General features: G+C 56.2%; 15 protein-coding genes. 9 read left to right on the top strand and 6 right to left on the bottom strand.

What is annotated here, in order from left to right; translation table 11 throughout:
• Window positions 1–23 precede the first annotated feature (23 nt).
• Window positions 24–1,226: an SGNH/GDSL hydrolase family protein gene (locus AB4Y89_RS12075; protein WP_442301181.1), complete on the top strand. Its 1,203-nt coding sequence runs from the start codon at window positions 24–26 to the stop codon at window positions 1,224–1,226.
• Between the two features lie 110 nt (window positions 1,227–1,336).
• Complete coding sequence (locus tag AB4Y89_RS12070; protein ID WP_442301180.1) at window positions 1,337–2,227, top strand: nucleoside hydrolase; 891 nt, start codon at window positions 1,337–1,339, stop codon at window positions 2,225–2,227.
• 31 nt (window positions 2,228–2,258) lie between these two features.
• Here the strand turns inward: AB4Y89_RS12070 and AB4Y89_RS12065 are convergent, their stop codons facing one another.
• Together AB4Y89_RS12065 and AB4Y89_RS12060 are read right to left on the bottom strand one after the other, a co-directional pair.
• The gene (locus tag AB4Y89_RS12065) at window positions 2,259–3,674 is read right to left on the bottom strand and encodes an alpha/beta hydrolase family protein (protein ID WP_442301179.1); all 1,416 of its coding nucleotides are present in this window, start codon (window positions 3,672–3,674) and stop codon (window positions 2,259–2,261) included.
• A gap of 168 nt (window positions 3,675–3,842) precedes the next feature.
• On the bottom strand, window positions 3,843–5,900 hold the full coding sequence (locus AB4Y89_RS12060; RefSeq protein WP_442301178.1) for a hypothetical protein: 2,058 nt from the start codon (window positions 5,898–5,900) through the stop codon (window positions 3,843–3,845).
• Between the two features lie 52 nt (window positions 5,901–5,952).
• Between AB4Y89_RS12060 and AB4Y89_RS12055 the strand changes: the two genes are divergently transcribed.
• On the top strand, window positions 5,953–6,156 hold the full coding sequence (locus tag AB4Y89_RS12055) for a hypothetical protein (protein WP_442301177.1): 204 nt from the start codon (window positions 5,953–5,955) through the stop codon (window positions 6,154–6,156).
• A 49-nt stretch (window positions 6,157–6,205) separates the two neighbouring features.
• On the opposite strand, the gene AB4Y89_RS12050 is transcribed toward AB4Y89_RS12055, so the two are convergent.
• Window positions 6,206–8,398 (bottom strand): outer membrane protein assembly factor BamB family protein, encoded by a 2,193-nt coding sequence (locus AB4Y89_RS12050; RefSeq protein ID WP_442301176.1) that lies wholly within the window; start codon window positions 8,396–8,398, stop codon window positions 6,206–6,208.
• A gap of 148 nt (window positions 8,399–8,546) precedes the next feature.
• On the opposite strand from AB4Y89_RS12050, the gene AB4Y89_RS12045 reads away from it, so the two are divergent.
• The 3 genes from AB4Y89_RS12045 to AB4Y89_RS12035 all read left to right on the top strand — a co-directional run bounded on the left by AB4Y89_RS12045 (window position 8,547) and on the right by AB4Y89_RS12035 (window position 10,627).
• Window positions 8,547–9,224: a MarC family protein gene (locus AB4Y89_RS12045; RefSeq protein WP_442301366.1), complete on the top strand. Its 678-nt coding sequence runs from the start codon at window positions 8,547–8,549 to the stop codon at window positions 9,222–9,224.
• A 204-nt stretch (window positions 9,225–9,428) separates the two neighbouring features.
• Window positions 9,429–9,776 (top strand): DUF488 domain-containing protein, encoded by a 348-nt coding sequence (locus AB4Y89_RS12040; RefSeq protein WP_442301175.1) that lies wholly within the window; start codon window positions 9,429–9,431, stop codon window positions 9,774–9,776.
• A gap of 434 nt (window positions 9,777–10,210) precedes the next feature.
• Window positions 10,211–10,627 carry a response regulator gene (locus AB4Y89_RS12035; protein WP_442301174.1) on the top strand — a complete coding sequence of 139 codons (417 nt, stop codon included), beginning with the start codon at window positions 10,211–10,213 and terminating at the stop codon, window positions 10,625–10,627.
• Between the two features lie 91 nt (window positions 10,628–10,718).
• On the opposite strand, the gene AB4Y89_RS12030 is transcribed toward AB4Y89_RS12035, so the two are convergent.
• Window positions 10,719–11,372 carry a DUF4142 domain-containing protein gene (locus AB4Y89_RS12030; protein ID WP_442301173.1) on the bottom strand — a complete coding sequence of 218 codons (654 nt, stop codon included), beginning with the start codon at window positions 11,370–11,372 and terminating at the stop codon, window positions 10,719–10,721.
• 328 nt (window positions 11,373–11,700) lie between these two features.
• Between AB4Y89_RS12030 and AB4Y89_RS12025 the strand changes: the two genes are divergently transcribed.
• On the top strand, window positions 11,701–12,843 hold the full coding sequence (locus AB4Y89_RS12025; protein ID WP_442301172.1) for a glycoside hydrolase family 76 protein: 1,143 nt from the start codon (window positions 11,701–11,703) through the stop codon (window positions 12,841–12,843).
• A 100-nt stretch (window positions 12,844–12,943) separates the two neighbouring features.
• On the opposite strand, the gene AB4Y89_RS12020 is transcribed toward AB4Y89_RS12025, so the two are convergent.
• On the bottom strand, window positions 12,944–13,693 hold the full coding sequence (locus AB4Y89_RS12020) for a carbohydrate-binding family 9-like protein (protein WP_442301171.1): 750 nt from the start codon (window positions 13,691–13,693) through the stop codon (window positions 12,944–12,946).
• Between the two features lie 209 nt (window positions 13,694–13,902).
• Between AB4Y89_RS12020 and AB4Y89_RS12015 the strand changes: the two genes are divergently transcribed.
• The gene (locus AB4Y89_RS12015) at window positions 13,903–15,039 is read left to right on the top strand and encodes a family 16 glycosylhydrolase (RefSeq protein WP_442301170.1); all 1,137 of its coding nucleotides are present in this window, start codon (window positions 13,903–13,905) and stop codon (window positions 15,037–15,039) included.
• A gap of 62 nt (window positions 15,040–15,101) precedes the next feature.
• Here the strand turns inward: AB4Y89_RS12015 and AB4Y89_RS12010 are convergent, their stop codons facing one another.
• A complete protein-coding gene (locus AB4Y89_RS12010; protein WP_442301169.1) occupies window positions 15,102–15,575 on the bottom strand; it encodes a cupin domain-containing protein in 474 nt (157 codons plus the stop codon).
• Here AB4Y89_RS12010 and AB4Y89_RS12005 point away from each other — a divergent pair.
• Window positions 15,574–15,729, top strand: a complete 156-nt coding sequence (locus tag AB4Y89_RS12005; RefSeq protein WP_442301168.1) for a hypothetical protein — start codon at window positions 15,574–15,576, stop codon at window positions 15,727–15,729. The genes AB4Y89_RS12010 and AB4Y89_RS12005 overlap by 2 nt on opposite strands.
• Window positions 15,730–15,927: the final 198 nt, after the last annotated feature.

The raw sequence follows: 15,927 nt of genomic DNA, 5'->3' as shown, positions 1-15,927 counted from the left end.
CTTATCTCGGAGCGTTCTCTAAAATGCGTGTTCAGCAATGGTGTGCGATTGGCTTTCTGTTAACAACGATCTCAATGGCAGGGGCTCAGACTGCTACCTCCACCGTGATGACGGGAACCTGGGCTACCGCGCCTGTCCAGGCACTTGCCAAAGCCGCCGACGCCGGTGACAAGACGATTCGCAACATCGTGCACGTCTCCCTTGGATCAACGGACACAGTCAGCGTGCAGTTGACCAATGAGTTTGGGATCGAACCGCTTACCGTAAGCGCTGCCACCCTCGCACTCAGGCAGACGGACAATACGGTGTCCACGCCAGTTGCCTTGTCCTTTCAGGGGCAGGCGAGCATTGTGATTCCCCCCGGCAAGTTCGCCTGGAGCGATGCGGTTCATTTGCCCTTCCCTGCGATGAGCGATGTTGCCGTCAGCTTGTTCGTTCCCACGCAGCCGATGACCTTCGTCTCGCAACACAACTTTGCGAATGCGACCAACTATCTGGCTCCGGGAAACCAAGTATCTGCTCTCACCTTGACGGATGCAACGAAGTTGATGAGCTTCCGTTATCTGAAGTCTGTCGCGGTGTCCTCGCCTTCGCAGGGAGCGGTTCTCTGTTTCGGCGACAGTATTACAGATGGCTCCAGAAGTACCGCCGATACGAACCAGCGTTGGCCTGATCTGCTGGCCAAGCGTTTGGCCGCAAATTCCCCAACGGCAACGATGGCGGTGATGAATGTAGGCATTGGCGGGAATCGTATTCTCCACGATGTAACCGGCCCCAGTTCTCTGTCGCGATTCGACCGTGATGTCCTGGAGCTTGCGAACGTTAAGTATGTCGTTCTGCTGGAAGGGATTAACGACATCGGACATAGCTATGACCAGAAGAATCCCTATGACCATGTGTCGGTACAGGAGCTCATCGCGGCAGATCGCCTGCTGATCACACGCGCCCATGCAAACGGGCTCAAGATCATCGGCGCAACACTTACGCCGTACCTCCCAACTGGATACTCCTCGCCCGCCGGAGAGCAAGTACGCACTGCATTGAACCAGTGGATACGGACCGGAGGCGAATTCGATGGGGTGATCGATTTCGATAAGGCGACGTCAGATTCCGCAAAGCGGGACGCCTTTCTTTCGACGTACGACAGCGGCGATCACCTGCATCCGAACGATGCGGGCATGAAAAGCATGGCTGATTCCATCGATCTGACGCTATTCACGAAATAGCGACAGATTGCTCCCGTAACGATACGCCGCAAGAGTCGGGTTTCTGGAAGGTGGTAGAGAAGATGCGCAGGATCAGACGGATTCATTGCTTTGCGATACTACTTTGCTGCTTGGCTCAGACTGCACACAGCCAGACAGCGGCGCCCGCTCCTGCAAGCCATCAGATCATCATTGATACCGACATCGGCGACGACATCGATGATGCATTTGCCCTCGCACTTGCACTTCAGAGCAGGGAGATTAATCTGCTCGGCGTTACAACTGCAACCGGCGACACAAAGACCCGCGCACAGCTTGCCCTTCGCATTCTGCGCGAGTCTGGTCACGGTTCTATTCCGGTAGCTGTAGGGCGAACGACACGCCCGCCTACGACGCTCACCCAGGAAGACTTTGCCAAAGACGTTGATCTCCGAGGGGTTCGTTTCCCCTCGGCGGTTGACTTCACCCTGGGGCAGATTCGTAAACATCCACATCAGATTGAACTGGTGGCGATTGGCCCTCTTACCAACCTGGCCGACATGATCGACAAAGATCCCGCAGCATTTCATCTGCTGAAGAGGATCGTCATCATGGGAGGCGATATCCCAACCGAGACCGAGAAAGCCTCGCCGGAGTGGAACATTAAGAACGATATAGCTGCGGCACAGAAGGTCTTCGCTGCAGGCGTTCCGATGACGGTGTTCCCTCTCAATTCGACTCGCTTGAGACTTGATCCCGAAAAACGCAAGACCATCTTCCGCCAGGCATCCCCACTCACCTATATGCTGACAGCGCTCTACTACCAGTGGGGACGAGAAACACCAACCCTTTTCGACCCGATGACCATCGCATCTCTGCTGCAGCCTGATGTCTGCCCGACCATCCCGATGCGGGTAAGTGTCGACGAAAGAGGATCGACCGTCCCATCATCCGGAAAGCCGAATATAGAGGTCTGCCTCACAGTGCATGAGGAGCAGTTCTTTCAGCTTTACCTGCAACGCATACTGGCGAAGCATCCGTAGCCGGCTGTTCAGGTCCCGTAGGAGGTACGCGTCACTTTCCCTGGAAGATGCGATCGGCAAACTCAATAAAGTATGGCCAGTTTGGTGCGGGGGTGTGGCCATACTGGTGCTGCCGGAATGCGATTTTTCCGGTATTGACGAAAGTATTCATCGGCGGAAAGGTGCTGTTGTTCAACCCCTTCATCCCATAGATCTCCCAGGCCGGACTGGCTGCGGCGGCCGCCATGAACATGCCTTGAGCATCCTGCCAGGCGTCTCCGGGAAGGTACTTCGGGTCTTCGATGAAGGCTCCTCCACCGATAAACACTGCGCGTGGAGCAGCCAGTGCAATGAACTCGTGGCTGTCGACCGGCATCTCGTTGGCCGTATGGCCAGCGGCCGCATAGTGCAGGAAGTTGCCGGCAAACCAGTGAAACTCCGAGTTGCCCGCGAGATTCCCCACAGCCTCGCCATAGTTGCGGCGGTAGAGGTTGGCGCCTCCCGCTCCCGAAGACGAGATATATCCGATGGAGATGCGTGGGTCATCGACCATGGCAACCAACGCCGCCTTGCCTCCGCGCGAATGTCCAGTGACGCCAATCTTCGTACTATCCACGTCCGGATCAGTCACTAGATAGTCCACGATGCGGCTATCGCCCCATCCCCACGCGCGCAAGACACCCCAGTCATCCAGGCTGCGTGGCTGGCCCTTGTTTACCAAGCCGATAATGCCGCTGATCAAGCCGGCGCCGTTGTCGGCCTGCACCTCATTCGACGTACGGCTGACAAAGCCCCATCCATGCTTCAGCAGAAGCTCCGCGGAGTCCGGCGGATTTTCCGGCATGGAGAGCATATGTACCGGCTGACCGGCTGCCGCCGGCGGGCGCATCACCGGGCGTGGACGAGTGGATCCGCCACCGATGATGACCGGCACCTTTTTGCCTTTTGCTGAGACCGGCGTCACCAAGTCAGCGTGGATGTCGACGGTGATGGCAGGATACGCCGAGTTGTCCGTATGCCCGACGAGATGCTTCACAACCGCCGGAACACCTGCGATCGCCATCTCTTCGGTACCGGTAACCGTCCAGCTCACCGATGGAATCTTCGCTGGAAACTTGCCGTAAACATCCTCGTCAAACAGCGCTTTGATCTCCCTGCGCCGCTGCTCCCACTGCGCCCGCGTCTTCACCTTCGTTCCGTTCTGCAGGCTCATCATCTCCGGCAGCTTCGGAAAAGGATTCGCCTTAGACTCGTCGTAATTCGCATTGCCGGGCTTGCCAATGTCATACGCGGTCACACCCGGTTGCATCGCCGTGACGCCCAGCAGCTTCAGTTCGCGATTACGCTCGGCGGCATTGCCTGCTTCGATGCGCGCCCGCTCCTCCGGAGAAGGCATCTGGCCTGCTACGGCGGCAGTAAAGACGATTGCACTAAACGCTGCCAAAGCAAGCCTGGTGCGGATATCCATAGGTCTCCTCAGAAAGTAACGTCGATCACAATGCTGCCGCGTGCGACGTGGGATTTAGTTTCGCGCCCGAATAATACTCCCTTGAAGCCCCGGAGTGCATTACCGCAAACAAATCTCCCGGCTACGCCGAGATGGGCACCCGGTTGTTCAGTTCTGGAGGCCACTCCTTCAGGGAAGGCGGCCTCTCCATGTTGGATTCGTGAAGGCGCCATCTCCGGCGATATCCCATATTGCAACGCGGGCCCACGTCCAGTGAGTAGCCGAGACATTCCACTCCAAGTTCTTCGTTTCGAATTCATGGGTCGACAACAGGGGAAAGCTCTCAGTGTGCGTTTGCTGGCCGTCGCCCCACACTACCTCTGCCAGCCGCAACGGGAAGGTAGACGATGCGGTGACGGCGACGCGCAGCAAATCTCCCTGAGCGCTGATCTTCGCCTCGTGCAGCAGCACTTCTCCCGTTGAGATGAAACCGTCGCCACGTGCGGTGGCGTCGAGCACACTGCTGTAATGATCGAAGTCCGGCAACTGCTTCATCGGCACATAGTTGATGTTCATGTGGGCGTATAGTTCATCGGTAGAACTAAGTTGGAAGACATCCACTTCGCCAAGCATCACCTTATGCAGACCGAGATTGTTAAGGTCGTCGACAGTTTTGAAAGCACGCAAACCCAGTTCCGGACGAGAGAGATCGGATGGCATCGCCTTCCATCCAGTGCCGAAGTACTGGGGATCGCGGAAGTAAGCAGTATTCAAAATCTTCTCCGGGTATCCCGTTGATCCCTTTGTGCGCGGATGCGTGAGGTACACGTAGCCATGCTCTTTTTTGACGAGATCCCAGATCTCTTCTGGATTTCCAACGCGATATACCACTCCGCGCCGCGGATCGTTCGCCGAAAAGGGCTCGCCCGATTTACGACCCATGATCCAGTTGACCTGCTTCGGGAAGGTCACCGACCAGTGACCGCCCAGAACGTAATTTGCCTCTTCTGCCGGAATGAGCAGAAAGCTCTTGTTACTGAGCTCTCTACAAGCCTGGTAGTACTGCGCAATTTCTCGCAGGCGGATTTCACCAGGATCGGATGGGTGACCATCGATATGGAAGTCCATGATCATGGCGGCATCGATACCGGTCTTCTCCATCTCCGGCTTGAAAGGTGGGACCCATCCCTTGCCGCGCGCAACTGCCTGTTCGGTATAAGCAAGATGCCAGTGGGGCGCGAAGGTGATGTAGCCGTCGAGATGCTTGAAGCGGTCGCGATGCGTATACTCCAGCACCTGGTCAAGCGCCTGTTGCGGCGCGCCTGCTCCCAACAGGAAGAAGATGCCCATCTCCTGCTTGCTGCCGGCAGGCGCATTGATCCACGGATAGATGGCGGTATTGTCATCGACCGGCTGCTCGATTCCCAGCCCCACGTGTCCACGCCATGCGCTGTACCACGCGTACCCCATGTTCGTGGTGTAGTCGCGCGCAAAGAGATACCTGTGTGGCGCCGGGAAGGCGACGATACTGCCGCTACCGGTCTTCGCCGCGACGGCACGGTAATGTACTTTCAGGGTGTGGCGTTCTGATCCATAGGGAGAGGTAATGGATTGCAGCTTACCCTCTTCGTCGTAATAGACGATGTTCGATGCCATGTTGAGCCCCGGACGGCGGTCTCCTTCCGAGGTGATCTGGATACCGGTGTCGTAGGTGTAGGCAACATCCGACTCCGAAGTCTGAAGAACGGCGACCTGTTGCACGAGCGCACTCCCGGGGTAGAAGACATAGCGGAGTATGCCCGAGAAGATGCCCATCTGCAGGCTATTGAAGTCAACATTGACCCGGTCGCCTTCCATGGATGCGGTGACTGCTGTTGGATGGAAGTCCTGCAGAAACGTGCGTGTCCCCTGCGGGCGTGCCGGCGGGAAGTCAAAGAAAGCATCCCAACCGCCAGTGCGTATCCCCGTGGTGCAGCGATAGTATGGCGTAGCCTTCTCCACAATGGTTGAGCCATCCGCAGAGATGGAGCGGATGAGCGGATCCTTGCTTTCAAGCGAGAAGACCGCCTTCCATGCATGGCCCTTCGCGTCCTTCCAGTCCGCGGTGAGCGCGTCATCCGTGGAGCTCACATGTATGGCTCCCTGGCGAACAGCAGATAGATCGACACGAATACGGGCTGCGGACACGATAGGCGTGATCACCATGGAAAAAGCCAATCCGAGGAGCACGCGGCGACCGAGATGCATTTGTATTCTCCGAAAGAACTATAAACGCAGGTAGCTTCGGCGTAGCAGACGAGTGCGGGAACACACGGCCGTTGCCGATGGAATGATCACTGTGACACTCAATGGCCGGGGCAAGATCGTCGGTGATACGACCTTCGATCTCACTGACTCCGGTGCGGTAGGAGCAGTTTGGATCCGAGGCGTGCACGGACCTGCTGAGATCACGATAGGCCATCCGGTATTTGAATCGAAGTCCGTCGTCGTCAGTATGTTTTAAACCCACATCCCGGCGACGCCGGGATGTGGGGCACCCTTTTGCGAAGTACTTATTTCACGGCCTTCTCAACCTTGGGGAGAGCAAAGGCGACATAAGAACCATGCACGATCTTCGGAGTGGTCGTGCCAAAGTACGTCGATGCAGCGGCAGCACAAAAGACGATGTATTGCCGCCCGCTGATCTCATAAACAGCAGGTATGCCCTCGAGAGCTTCCTCCACGGTAGCCTCCCAGAGAACCTTGCCGCTGGCTGAGTCGAGCGCACGCACCTTGTGATCGCGCGTACCCGTGAAGATGAGGCCGCCCGCTGTCACAACCGGACCGACCTTCGGCATCTGGGAGCCGGTGTCGTTTATGCCTTTCTCTGCAAGCTCAGGCACCTCGCCCAGCGGGATCTTCCAGCGGATGTCGCCCGTGTTCAGATCGTAGGCAGTGAGTGATGTCCAGGGTGGAGCAATCGCCGGAAGGCCATTCCGTCCCACCATGAATCCAAACCCGCTGCGATAGTGCGCCGTCATCGGATCGACGACCTTCGGCTTTGAAGCATCCGCATCCACGGCAGGCGCAAGATCCGGTTGCGCAAGATAAGAGAGGATGTTACCCGCATCCGCTTCCGAGATCTTGGCGAACGCCGGCATCTGCCCCTTTCCGTATTGCATGACTTCGCGAATTTGCTCGTCTGACAGCCGCGTTCTGACATCGGCCAGCGACGGAATCGCCGGCGGTTTCCCCGCACGATCCGCACCGTGGCAGATGCTGCAATTTGCCTGATAGAGGTCGCGGCCCTGCGCGATTGGAGGTCCAGACCGATCCACATCATTCGCGACCTCAAGCTTCAGCATCGCGGGCAGATCTTTCGAGACGACATACACCATACCGGCAGGATCAGCCGCTGCCCCGCCGAAGTTCGCTCCGCCATTATTGCCCGGCATCTGCACGGTATTCTGTGTCCCCGGCGGCGTGAAGAGGCCGTGATTCTTAGCCTCAAGCATCTGTTTGCGAAATTTCTCGCGCTCATCGGCATCGAGATAAGGATTGATCTCGTCGGTAGTGAAGCTCTGTCGCGCAAAAGGCAACGGCTTGGTCGGAAAAGGCTGTGTCGGCCAGGTCTCCTCGCCGGGCATGTCCGACTTCATCTGCGGCCGTTCCTCAATGGGCCACAGCGGCTTGCCCGTCTCGCGATCGAAGACCCACAAGAAGCCTGTCTTGCCTGGTTGTGCGACAACATCGACCATCTTGCCGTTGTGCTTCACGGTGGTCAGCATCGGCGTGGTGGCATTGTCATAGTCCCAAATGTCGTGATGGACCATCTGGTAGTACCAGACAAGCTTGCCGGTGCGCGCGTTCAGCGCAAGCAGCGAATCGCCATAGAGGTTCTTGCCAAGCCGGTTCGCACCGTAGAAGTTGTATTTCGGGCTGGCCGTGGGCACATAGACAATGCCGCGTTTCTCATCGAGCGCCATGCCTTGCCACGCATTGGCTCCGCCGGCAGTCTTCCAGGCATCCTTCGGCCAGGTTTCGTAACCTGCTTCCCCTGGATGCGGAATGGTGTGGAAGATCCACGCCATCTTGCCCGTCAGCACGTCATAGGCGCGAAGGTCGCCAGGCGCTGAGTTATATTCCTCATTCGTGGCAGACCCCAGGATGAGCAGATTCCCAAAGACGCGGCCCGGATTGACCGACTGCACCAGCGTCAGCGTATGAGGATCGCGCTCCAACCCTTCCCGCAGATCGACGTGACCGTTCTTGCCGAAGGTTGTGATGCTCTTACCGGTGCGCGCATCGATTGCCTGCAATGAATTATTCACGGCAAAAAGAAGCCGGCGGTCGGACCGGTCAGCGCTCTCCCAATAGTTCAGGCCGCGATACGTAAGCAGGGTGGCCTTCGGATCAGTAGGGTGCACCCACAGCTCTTTGCCTGTGGCGGCATCCAGCGCAACGATGGAGTTCTCTTTCGCCAGCACATACATCACGCCGTCAATCACAAGAGGATTGAAGAGGTACTTGCGATTGTCCGAGGTGGAGTACTTCCAGGCTACCTGCAACTGCGTCACATTGGAGCGATTGACCTGCCGCAAGGCCGAGTACTGGGCGCCATCAGCGGCGCCGCCATATTCCCGCCAGGTTGTGTGTGCCTTATCGGTGTGCGGCTTTGCGGATTGAGCCAGCAGAACACCGGGAACGAATCCGAGCATCGTTACGGCAATGGTTTGCCAGGGCCTGTGCAGGAAGCTGTTTTGCATGCCAGTTTTTCTCGTTTGTCGAAGCACTCAAATCCTCTCATCTTTGAGGCACAACAATCCACTCATGCGAAAACATGGGCATTTCCCAGAGATTCCTCTGATTTAGACTTCGGTAGCGGCTGGCAATCGATCACAAGGAGTGGAAGACATGCTGATGTGGCACTCGTTTCTATTGGCATTCAGTGCCCTGTTGCCGCTTATCAACCCACTGGGCTCAGCTTTAGTCTTCCTCGGCCTCGCGGGCGATGCGCCGAGAGCCGTATACAAAAGCCTCGCGAGAAAGATCGCGTTCAATAACGTCATTTTCCTCGGAATCTTCGAGCTTCTGGGCTCAACCATCCTGAAGTTTTTTGGGATTTCCCTTCCCATCGTGCAGGTTTCAGGTGGTCTGGTGATTGCCGCTATTGGGTGGTCCGTTCTCAACGAGAAGGACTCTGGCGCCGCCGCAAAGGACAAGCAGGACGAAGCCCATGTCGCGCCTGAAAACCAACTGCAGAACCTGGAGGAAAAGGCGTTCTATCCGTTTACCTTTCCAGTCACCTCCGGCCCCGGAACGCTGGTTGTTCTGCTTACGCTCAGCGCCAAGTTTTCCGAAGGGCCCAATAGCGCGGTCGTCCTGGCCCATCTGGCGCTTTTCCTTGCCATTGTCGCGGTCAGCGTGCTGGTGTTTGTGTGCTATGCACATGCCGCCAAACTCACGAAACGGATTCCGGCCTCAACCGCCCACGGAATTTTGCGAGTAGTGGCGTTCATCCTTCTCTGCATCGGCGTGCAGATTACATGGAATGGCGCCTCGGCATTGATCGCAACGTTAGCTCGCCATTAGAGCATTTTCCCCTGTAGGTATAGTGTAGGGCTACCGCGTCTATGATGCGTCTTCCGCAATGAAAACGCCGCCGCACGCCCTTCCGGGATACCCAGTAACAGGGGAAATGCTCTAGATCGCCAGGCCCACCTCAATCGTCCGTGACGAAAGCGAGCCGGTGCAGGCCACCCAGGAGTTTGTTCAACGATCCAATCAGGAAGAGCTATGAATGTCCGGATAAAACGAGCCTACGAACCGGCTGCCCCATCTGATGGATTCCGCATCCTCGTGGATCGCCTGTGGCCACGGGGGGTATCCAAGGCGAAGGCACATATTGACCTTTGGCTGAAAGAGATCGCTCCAAGCCCGGAGTTGAGGACATGGTTCGGCCATGATCCAGCCAAGTGGAAAGAGTTCCGCTCTCGCTATCTATCGGAATTACGCGAGAAAAACGAGGAAATCGATCAGATCAGGGAAAAGGCCAAGGAGGGCATGGTGACCCTGGTATACGCGGCAAAGGACGAACAACATAACGATGCCATCGTGCTGCTTGAACGAATCGGTCACTCCTGAGCGTACAGAAGTGTTCAACTGCGACTCCAGCCGCATATCGGCATATACATGCCGTTTGCTGTAACGGAACAATGGAGAAGCAGGTTCCATGCTCCGAAGGATTCGTCGAGGTCTCGAACTCGTTCGGTCATGTTCTTCCACAAAATTGCCTCACAATAAACAGCCCGATTCCTGCAGTTCCCCGGGTTAAATCGATCCGGAAGGTCTGCCACCGCACAATTGACAGAACAAGACATTCGCTGCAAGCAAGCTTCTGGAAACGGCTGCATCGGGGTGGGCCGGCGGGCAGTGAGAGAGTCGATTTCGATACTTTATTAAAGCGTTCTAATTTGCCCCCCTTGCAATATCGCTATGCCATAGGTTAAAAGTGGTAAACATCCGGGCCATAATGACAGAGTTACCCTCCCTGAGGGTCGAAGTAGTAGGCCACGGCAATGGAGTGGTTTGCTTCGAACAATATGCCAGGCGCCTTGGGAAGACAGCGAATCTACGTAGTTGATGATGAGCATGTGATTGCGACGACACTTGCAATCATCCTCACCCAGAATGGCTTCGATGCCCTGGCATTCGGGTCCGCGAAAGAGGCAATAACCGCCGCTGACGTGTTACCGCCCGATCTTCTGCTTACCGACGTAGTCATGCCGGACATGAATGGCATAGAGTTGGCCATCCGATTTCGCCAAAAGTATCCTGATTGCAAGGTTCTTTTATTCTCCGGTCAGGCTGCCACAAACAACCTGCTCGAGGAAGCAAAGGGTGCTGGATACGATCTGGAACTGCTATCTAAACCTGTCCACCCACAAGATCTTCTTGCCAGACTTAGCTGCGATTCAGCCACTGGAAAAGAATAGCTTGCGAACAGCAGCGTCGAGCGTAATCGGCTCCAGGTCGTGAGTTCTAGAGCATTTTCCGATCTCTCGTATCGTTAGAGTCGCGTCGTATTTATTGCGTCCTTCCGGAAACTTTCGACTTGCTGTCCACTGCGACATTGTGACGTTGTGCGATCTGCTCAATAAGGCGCAGATGCTGGGAGACCATGCCTGAGCCCTGCCGCGCAACCTGCTTGACGTTTGGATCCTGCGCCAACTGCGCTTCGTCTTTGAATTCTTTCAGGTCCTGTTTATGGTCCTGCATCATTGCCTGGATGTACGCCTCATCGAACTGCGCGCCAGAAAGCGCCCCAAGCCGTGCGATGAGTTGCACGTTCTTTTTGGATGGCTCCTTCGGTTCTTTGACTCCCAACTGCTGTGCGATCGGTTTTATCTGCTCGCCAAGCTGACTATGGTCGTCTACCATCTTCTGACCGAACTGCCTTACATCTTCGCTTTGGGACTTTTGCTGTGCCAGCCGCCCCAACTCCACTTCGGCGGAGCGACCTTCAAGCGCTTTCTTGACGAAGTCTTTGTCGGCTGTCGCGGAGCTGGCATCGTGGCTCATCCCTCCTGGATTCATGGGCTGCTGACCAGACATACCGGGCTGTTGCTGGCCGTAAGCGCCGGGCGGGTTCTGGCCTATAGAAATCGTACTTGCCAGCAGCGTGGACATCATGCACAGAAGAAGCCGGCCGCACGTTCGTTTCGTAACTATCGCGATCATAAACTTTCGCCTTTCCTGTAATTTCCGTGGAAGTCGCCTCACCCGCGCGCAGACTCGCGGATTACTCTTGACTTCGAAATACCACCTGGACGAAGCTACGCGGCAGTCCTGTGTACCCGAGGGTTGGCTACTTAGAGAGAGATGATGATCGGCCCGTTGCCCTGAAATATGCCTTATCAAACGGGGATGCATGCTGCTTCTCTTCCCCTGGGGCGAATGAGTATTTTTCAATAGCCTGGATGCTTTCACCCGGATGCTTTCACCCGGATGCTCATGCCCTGTTACGCTGATGCGGTAGCGTTGAAGGTTATTGCAGAAAGTTTGATAGATGACACTTGTATCGATTTCGCTCGCTACCGCTGTGACCCTCGGAAGCTTTCTCCAGGCGGGAGAACTTTTACCAGCCACATCTGCTCTTCATTTGCAGACCATCGAGAATCAGCACGTAGCCGACGCAGATACCGGTGAGCGGGTCAGAATCGCCGCCGGAGCATTGATGGTTCACTACGATGAATCAACCGGCTTGTGGGACAACAAGGGCTGGTGGAATGGCGCTAATGCGCTGACAACGCTCGCCATGGCGACAAAGGTCAGCCATTCAGGAGTTGCCCCACAAGTATTCCGCAACACGTTCGTCAAAGCGCAACTGCGCTTCCCGGGCTTTCTCAACGAGTTCTACGACGATGAAGGCTGGTGGGCACTAGGGTGGATCGAAGCCTACGATGCGACCGCGGAGCCCGACTATCTCACCGCAGCCAAGAACATCTTCGCCGACATGACAGGCGGGTGGGACGAAACCTGCGGCGGAGGAATCTGGTGGAAGAAAGACCGCCACTATAAAAATGCAATCGCCAACGAACTATTTCTTGCGGTTGCTGCTCGCCTTGGACTTCATACAAAGGGAGCGGAGCGGACGAAGTATAGATCGTGGGCGCTCCGCGAATGGAGATGGTTTCAGGCCTCGGGGATGATAAACCAGGACAACCTGATCAATGATGGCCTGACTTCTGCCTGCAGGAATAATGCGCGAAATACCTGGAGCTATAACCAGGGAGTCATTCTCGGCGGCCTCGCCTCGCTGTCGCAACTGACTGGCGAAAAGTCCATGCTGAAGACAGCCCTGACCATCGCGGATGCGGCGACGACACATCTGGTGGATAAGGACGGTGTTCTGCACGATAAGACCGAGCCGCATTGCAGCCCAGATACGGTTCAATTCAAGGGAATCTTTGTGCGCAACCTTCTTCCTCTCGAATTGTCTTCGCCGAAACGGCGCACCATGCAGTTCATTCAGACAAACGCTGACGCCATCTGGAAGACCGCAAGGACGCCAGCGAACGGCTTCGCTTGTAGTTGGAATGGACCGCCAAGTGAAGATAGCCCTGGAGCTTCCAGCTCCGCACTGGATGCGTTCGTGGTCAATGCCCTGCTCACTGCACACCAGGATGGCTCGATCGCGAAGGCGCGATGAATTCCGGAGTCGACAGCGGAGGACATTGCCGTTGTCTCGGCAAATTCAAAATCCCCATTCGCCAGATCGGCCTTGATCGTGTGCGAGTGGTGATGGATGGTTACCGGAACCTGAGATAACCCCACATCTCCGGAATATGCATGTTCACCGCGCCCTGCGGAGACCACACCCAGTTGTCCTCATGGGGCTGGCCTGCTTTCCACTCCACACGGCTGAAGTTGACACGCCACTCTGTGCCTGGCCTGGGAGGCTCGACCGGAAGCCTCGACGTGAACGCAGACCAGGGGATGGCAATCTCGACGCTCCATCCCTTATCAGTGTCATCGCTCTTGTTCAGAGTGCCTTTCAGCGAGACCGCCGTCTTCAGGCCTGGAATATCCCAGGAGTTGTCGGCCTTGCCGCCCTGCCGGTAGGGCTTGTTAAGGAACAGGTCCCAGGAGGTATTCAGCGCATTGATCTCAAACTCAAAGTATCCGGGTGAGCCGGTGAGCGGCTTCAGAAACAGCTCGAAGTCGTTGTCATGGAAGATGACCGAATCGTGCTCGGTGAGTTTTGCTTTGATGTCGGGTTCCTCCAACTCGGCGCCAATGTAGAGGTAAGTCTCATCCCACAGCATCTTCATGCGCGTGCGAAAACGCGGGCGTGGCTTGGCATCGCCTTCAATGTCCACGAAGTCAGTGCTCCAGACAGCGGACTTCCAGGGGCGGTCGTCCAGTTTGCCGTCGATGACCAGTGGTCTGGCAGTGTGCTTACAGTCATAGCTTTTCGGAGTCTGCGCGACGGCACCAGGAAGCATAAGAGCCAGGGTGCCGGCCGCGAGGGAGCGAACGCAGAAAGAAAGGGTGCCCATAAGGATGGGGCCATCATAAGGTGTCTCTCAGGAAGCGGGCTCGGTCAAAATACCTACACCTACGTATCATTCTTGGCCGAGACTAGTGGCTCTGAGAGAAGGTCGCTCGACGATTTCTGGTGGATGCCTAAAAGTTAATCGCTTGACTTACCTTCCTGGTTTCCATAGGATTCGCTTCGGTTCACGAACTCCGAAGAGAGGCGGTTTCCATGAAGACAATCCTTGCCGCTGCACTGATCCTGCATACTGGGCTACTCGGTGCGCAGATAGCGGGATCTCCTGGGGTGGAGATACCGGAGAAGTATGTATTGCAGTTCAGCGACGACTTCAAAGGGGACCAGGTCGATACGAACCAGTGGACCTTCCGGACTGATGCGAAGGCGCTGAGTACGCAACTTGCCCGCAATGTGAGCGTGCATGATGGCAAACTCTACATTACGCCGCGCAAAGAAGATGTGGCCGACATGCACTACACCGGCGGAGGCATCATCAGTAAAGCCGCATTTCGTTATGGATATTTCGAAGTCACCGCACAGGTTACCAATGACCCGGGATGGCATACGTCGTTCTGGGCAATGGCCGGTGATGGCAAAACGACCTTCACCGACATAAGCCGTACCGAGATCGACGACTTCGAAATCGAGTCGCCGCTAAAAGTTTCAATGGGATACCTTGTGTGGAAGAACCGGCAAAGCATGAGTTCGGAGCGCTGCAATGCCGCATTCAGTCCCGGTTTCAGCACAGCCTCTGGCATGCACACATACGCGGTGGAATGGACAGAGACGTCCCTTACCTATTATCTCGACCGAAAGAAGATCTGCCAGCAGACCTACCTGCCAACTCAAGGCACCCACGACCGCGTAAACATCTGGCTGACGACCATTGGCGCCAAACAGCCGATCGATGCGAGCGGCACAAGTCCGGCCGTCTACTCCCAGGTTCGATACTATGTGCGTGACTACTACATTGATGCAACGGAACCAGGCTATGCCGAATACGGAAAAGATTGGCATGATGGCCCCGAGCCGGGATTCAGCAGTTCCCTAACCCGCGCCTCCTGCAGTGGTGACGCCACGGCCATGTATGTTCCCTCCATCGTGCAAAGTGGAAGCTATAACGTGCAGGCCTGGCACGTGAAAAATAATCCAGCGCTGCGAAATGGTGCAGGCGAGGCACACATCCTCAGCAAGGCCGGCTTAAGTACAAAAGAAATTCCCGCCGATACAGCAACAGGCTGGGTTGACCTCGGCACTTACGATTTCGAGCGCGGGACAACAGGCTCCGTCACGCTGGCACCGAAAGAGGGTTGCCTCGAAGCGAACATGGTGAAGTTCCTGAGGCGCTAGCTGATTGCAGCCACGGTGAACACGGTGAAAAAGATGCCTCATTAGGCTGGGATGAACTCGCGTCAGGAAGCGTTTCTACCCATAACCTTGATAAAGTAAAACGTCATGCGCGTTTGACCGGTGTTCCGAACACCATGCAGCACATTGGATTCGGCGAATACCATATCGCCTGTCTTTACCTGGGTGGCCAGGCCATTGAGGATGAATTCGCCTGTGCCTTCGCCCACGATCATGATCTCTTCCTCAGGATGCTGGTGCGGCGGATGTGGCTGTGCTCCTGGCTCCAGGATCACAAGGCCGGCGGCTACCGCCTCGAACTGTTTTGTCGGCCCATTAAAGTGCACGTAGGCCTTCGCACCAGGTGCGGCGCCCTCCGCTTGCAGACTTTCCGCCTTCACAACACTGCTCTGCAGCAATGGACCGCTGGTTTTGGTATCCACGTGAGTAATCTGCGGTCCAGATTGCGCCAGAACATCGGAGAACATAGCCGTTCCGGTCAATGCAGTCATGGAAGTCAGGAGTTGTCGACGATTCATGCTTCCCCTCCGCAGCAAGTCTACAGGACACGCAATCGGCCGGTTGAACGACTGGTCCCTCGAAGCAGGCATCCTCAAGAATCAGCGAGGTGCGATTCCGCACAACGCATCATCAGTCACCGTGCCCGCGAACGACGAGGAACCTTTCAGCTAGCAGGGGATATCCATAACGGAATTGTCTCCCCTGCTCCAGCCCTCCATGTCCTAGAGTCTGCAGATGAGCAGTTCACGTTCGTAGATCATCTCCGGTGGCAAGTGAGCGTGGAGCAGGAGGAAGAGCTCCTCGTGATCCATCACCTCTTTTCTCCATGCGGTGTGATCGACCTGCTGCAGCTCCAGGAACTGCTCGCGG

This window comes from Terriglobus sp. 2YAB30_2 (assembly GCF_052114765.1).
Classification (GTDB): Bacteria; Acidobacteriota; Terriglobia; order Terriglobales; family Acidobacteriaceae; genus Terriglobus.
This window is presented reverse-complemented; position numbering and strand designations above follow the sequence as displayed.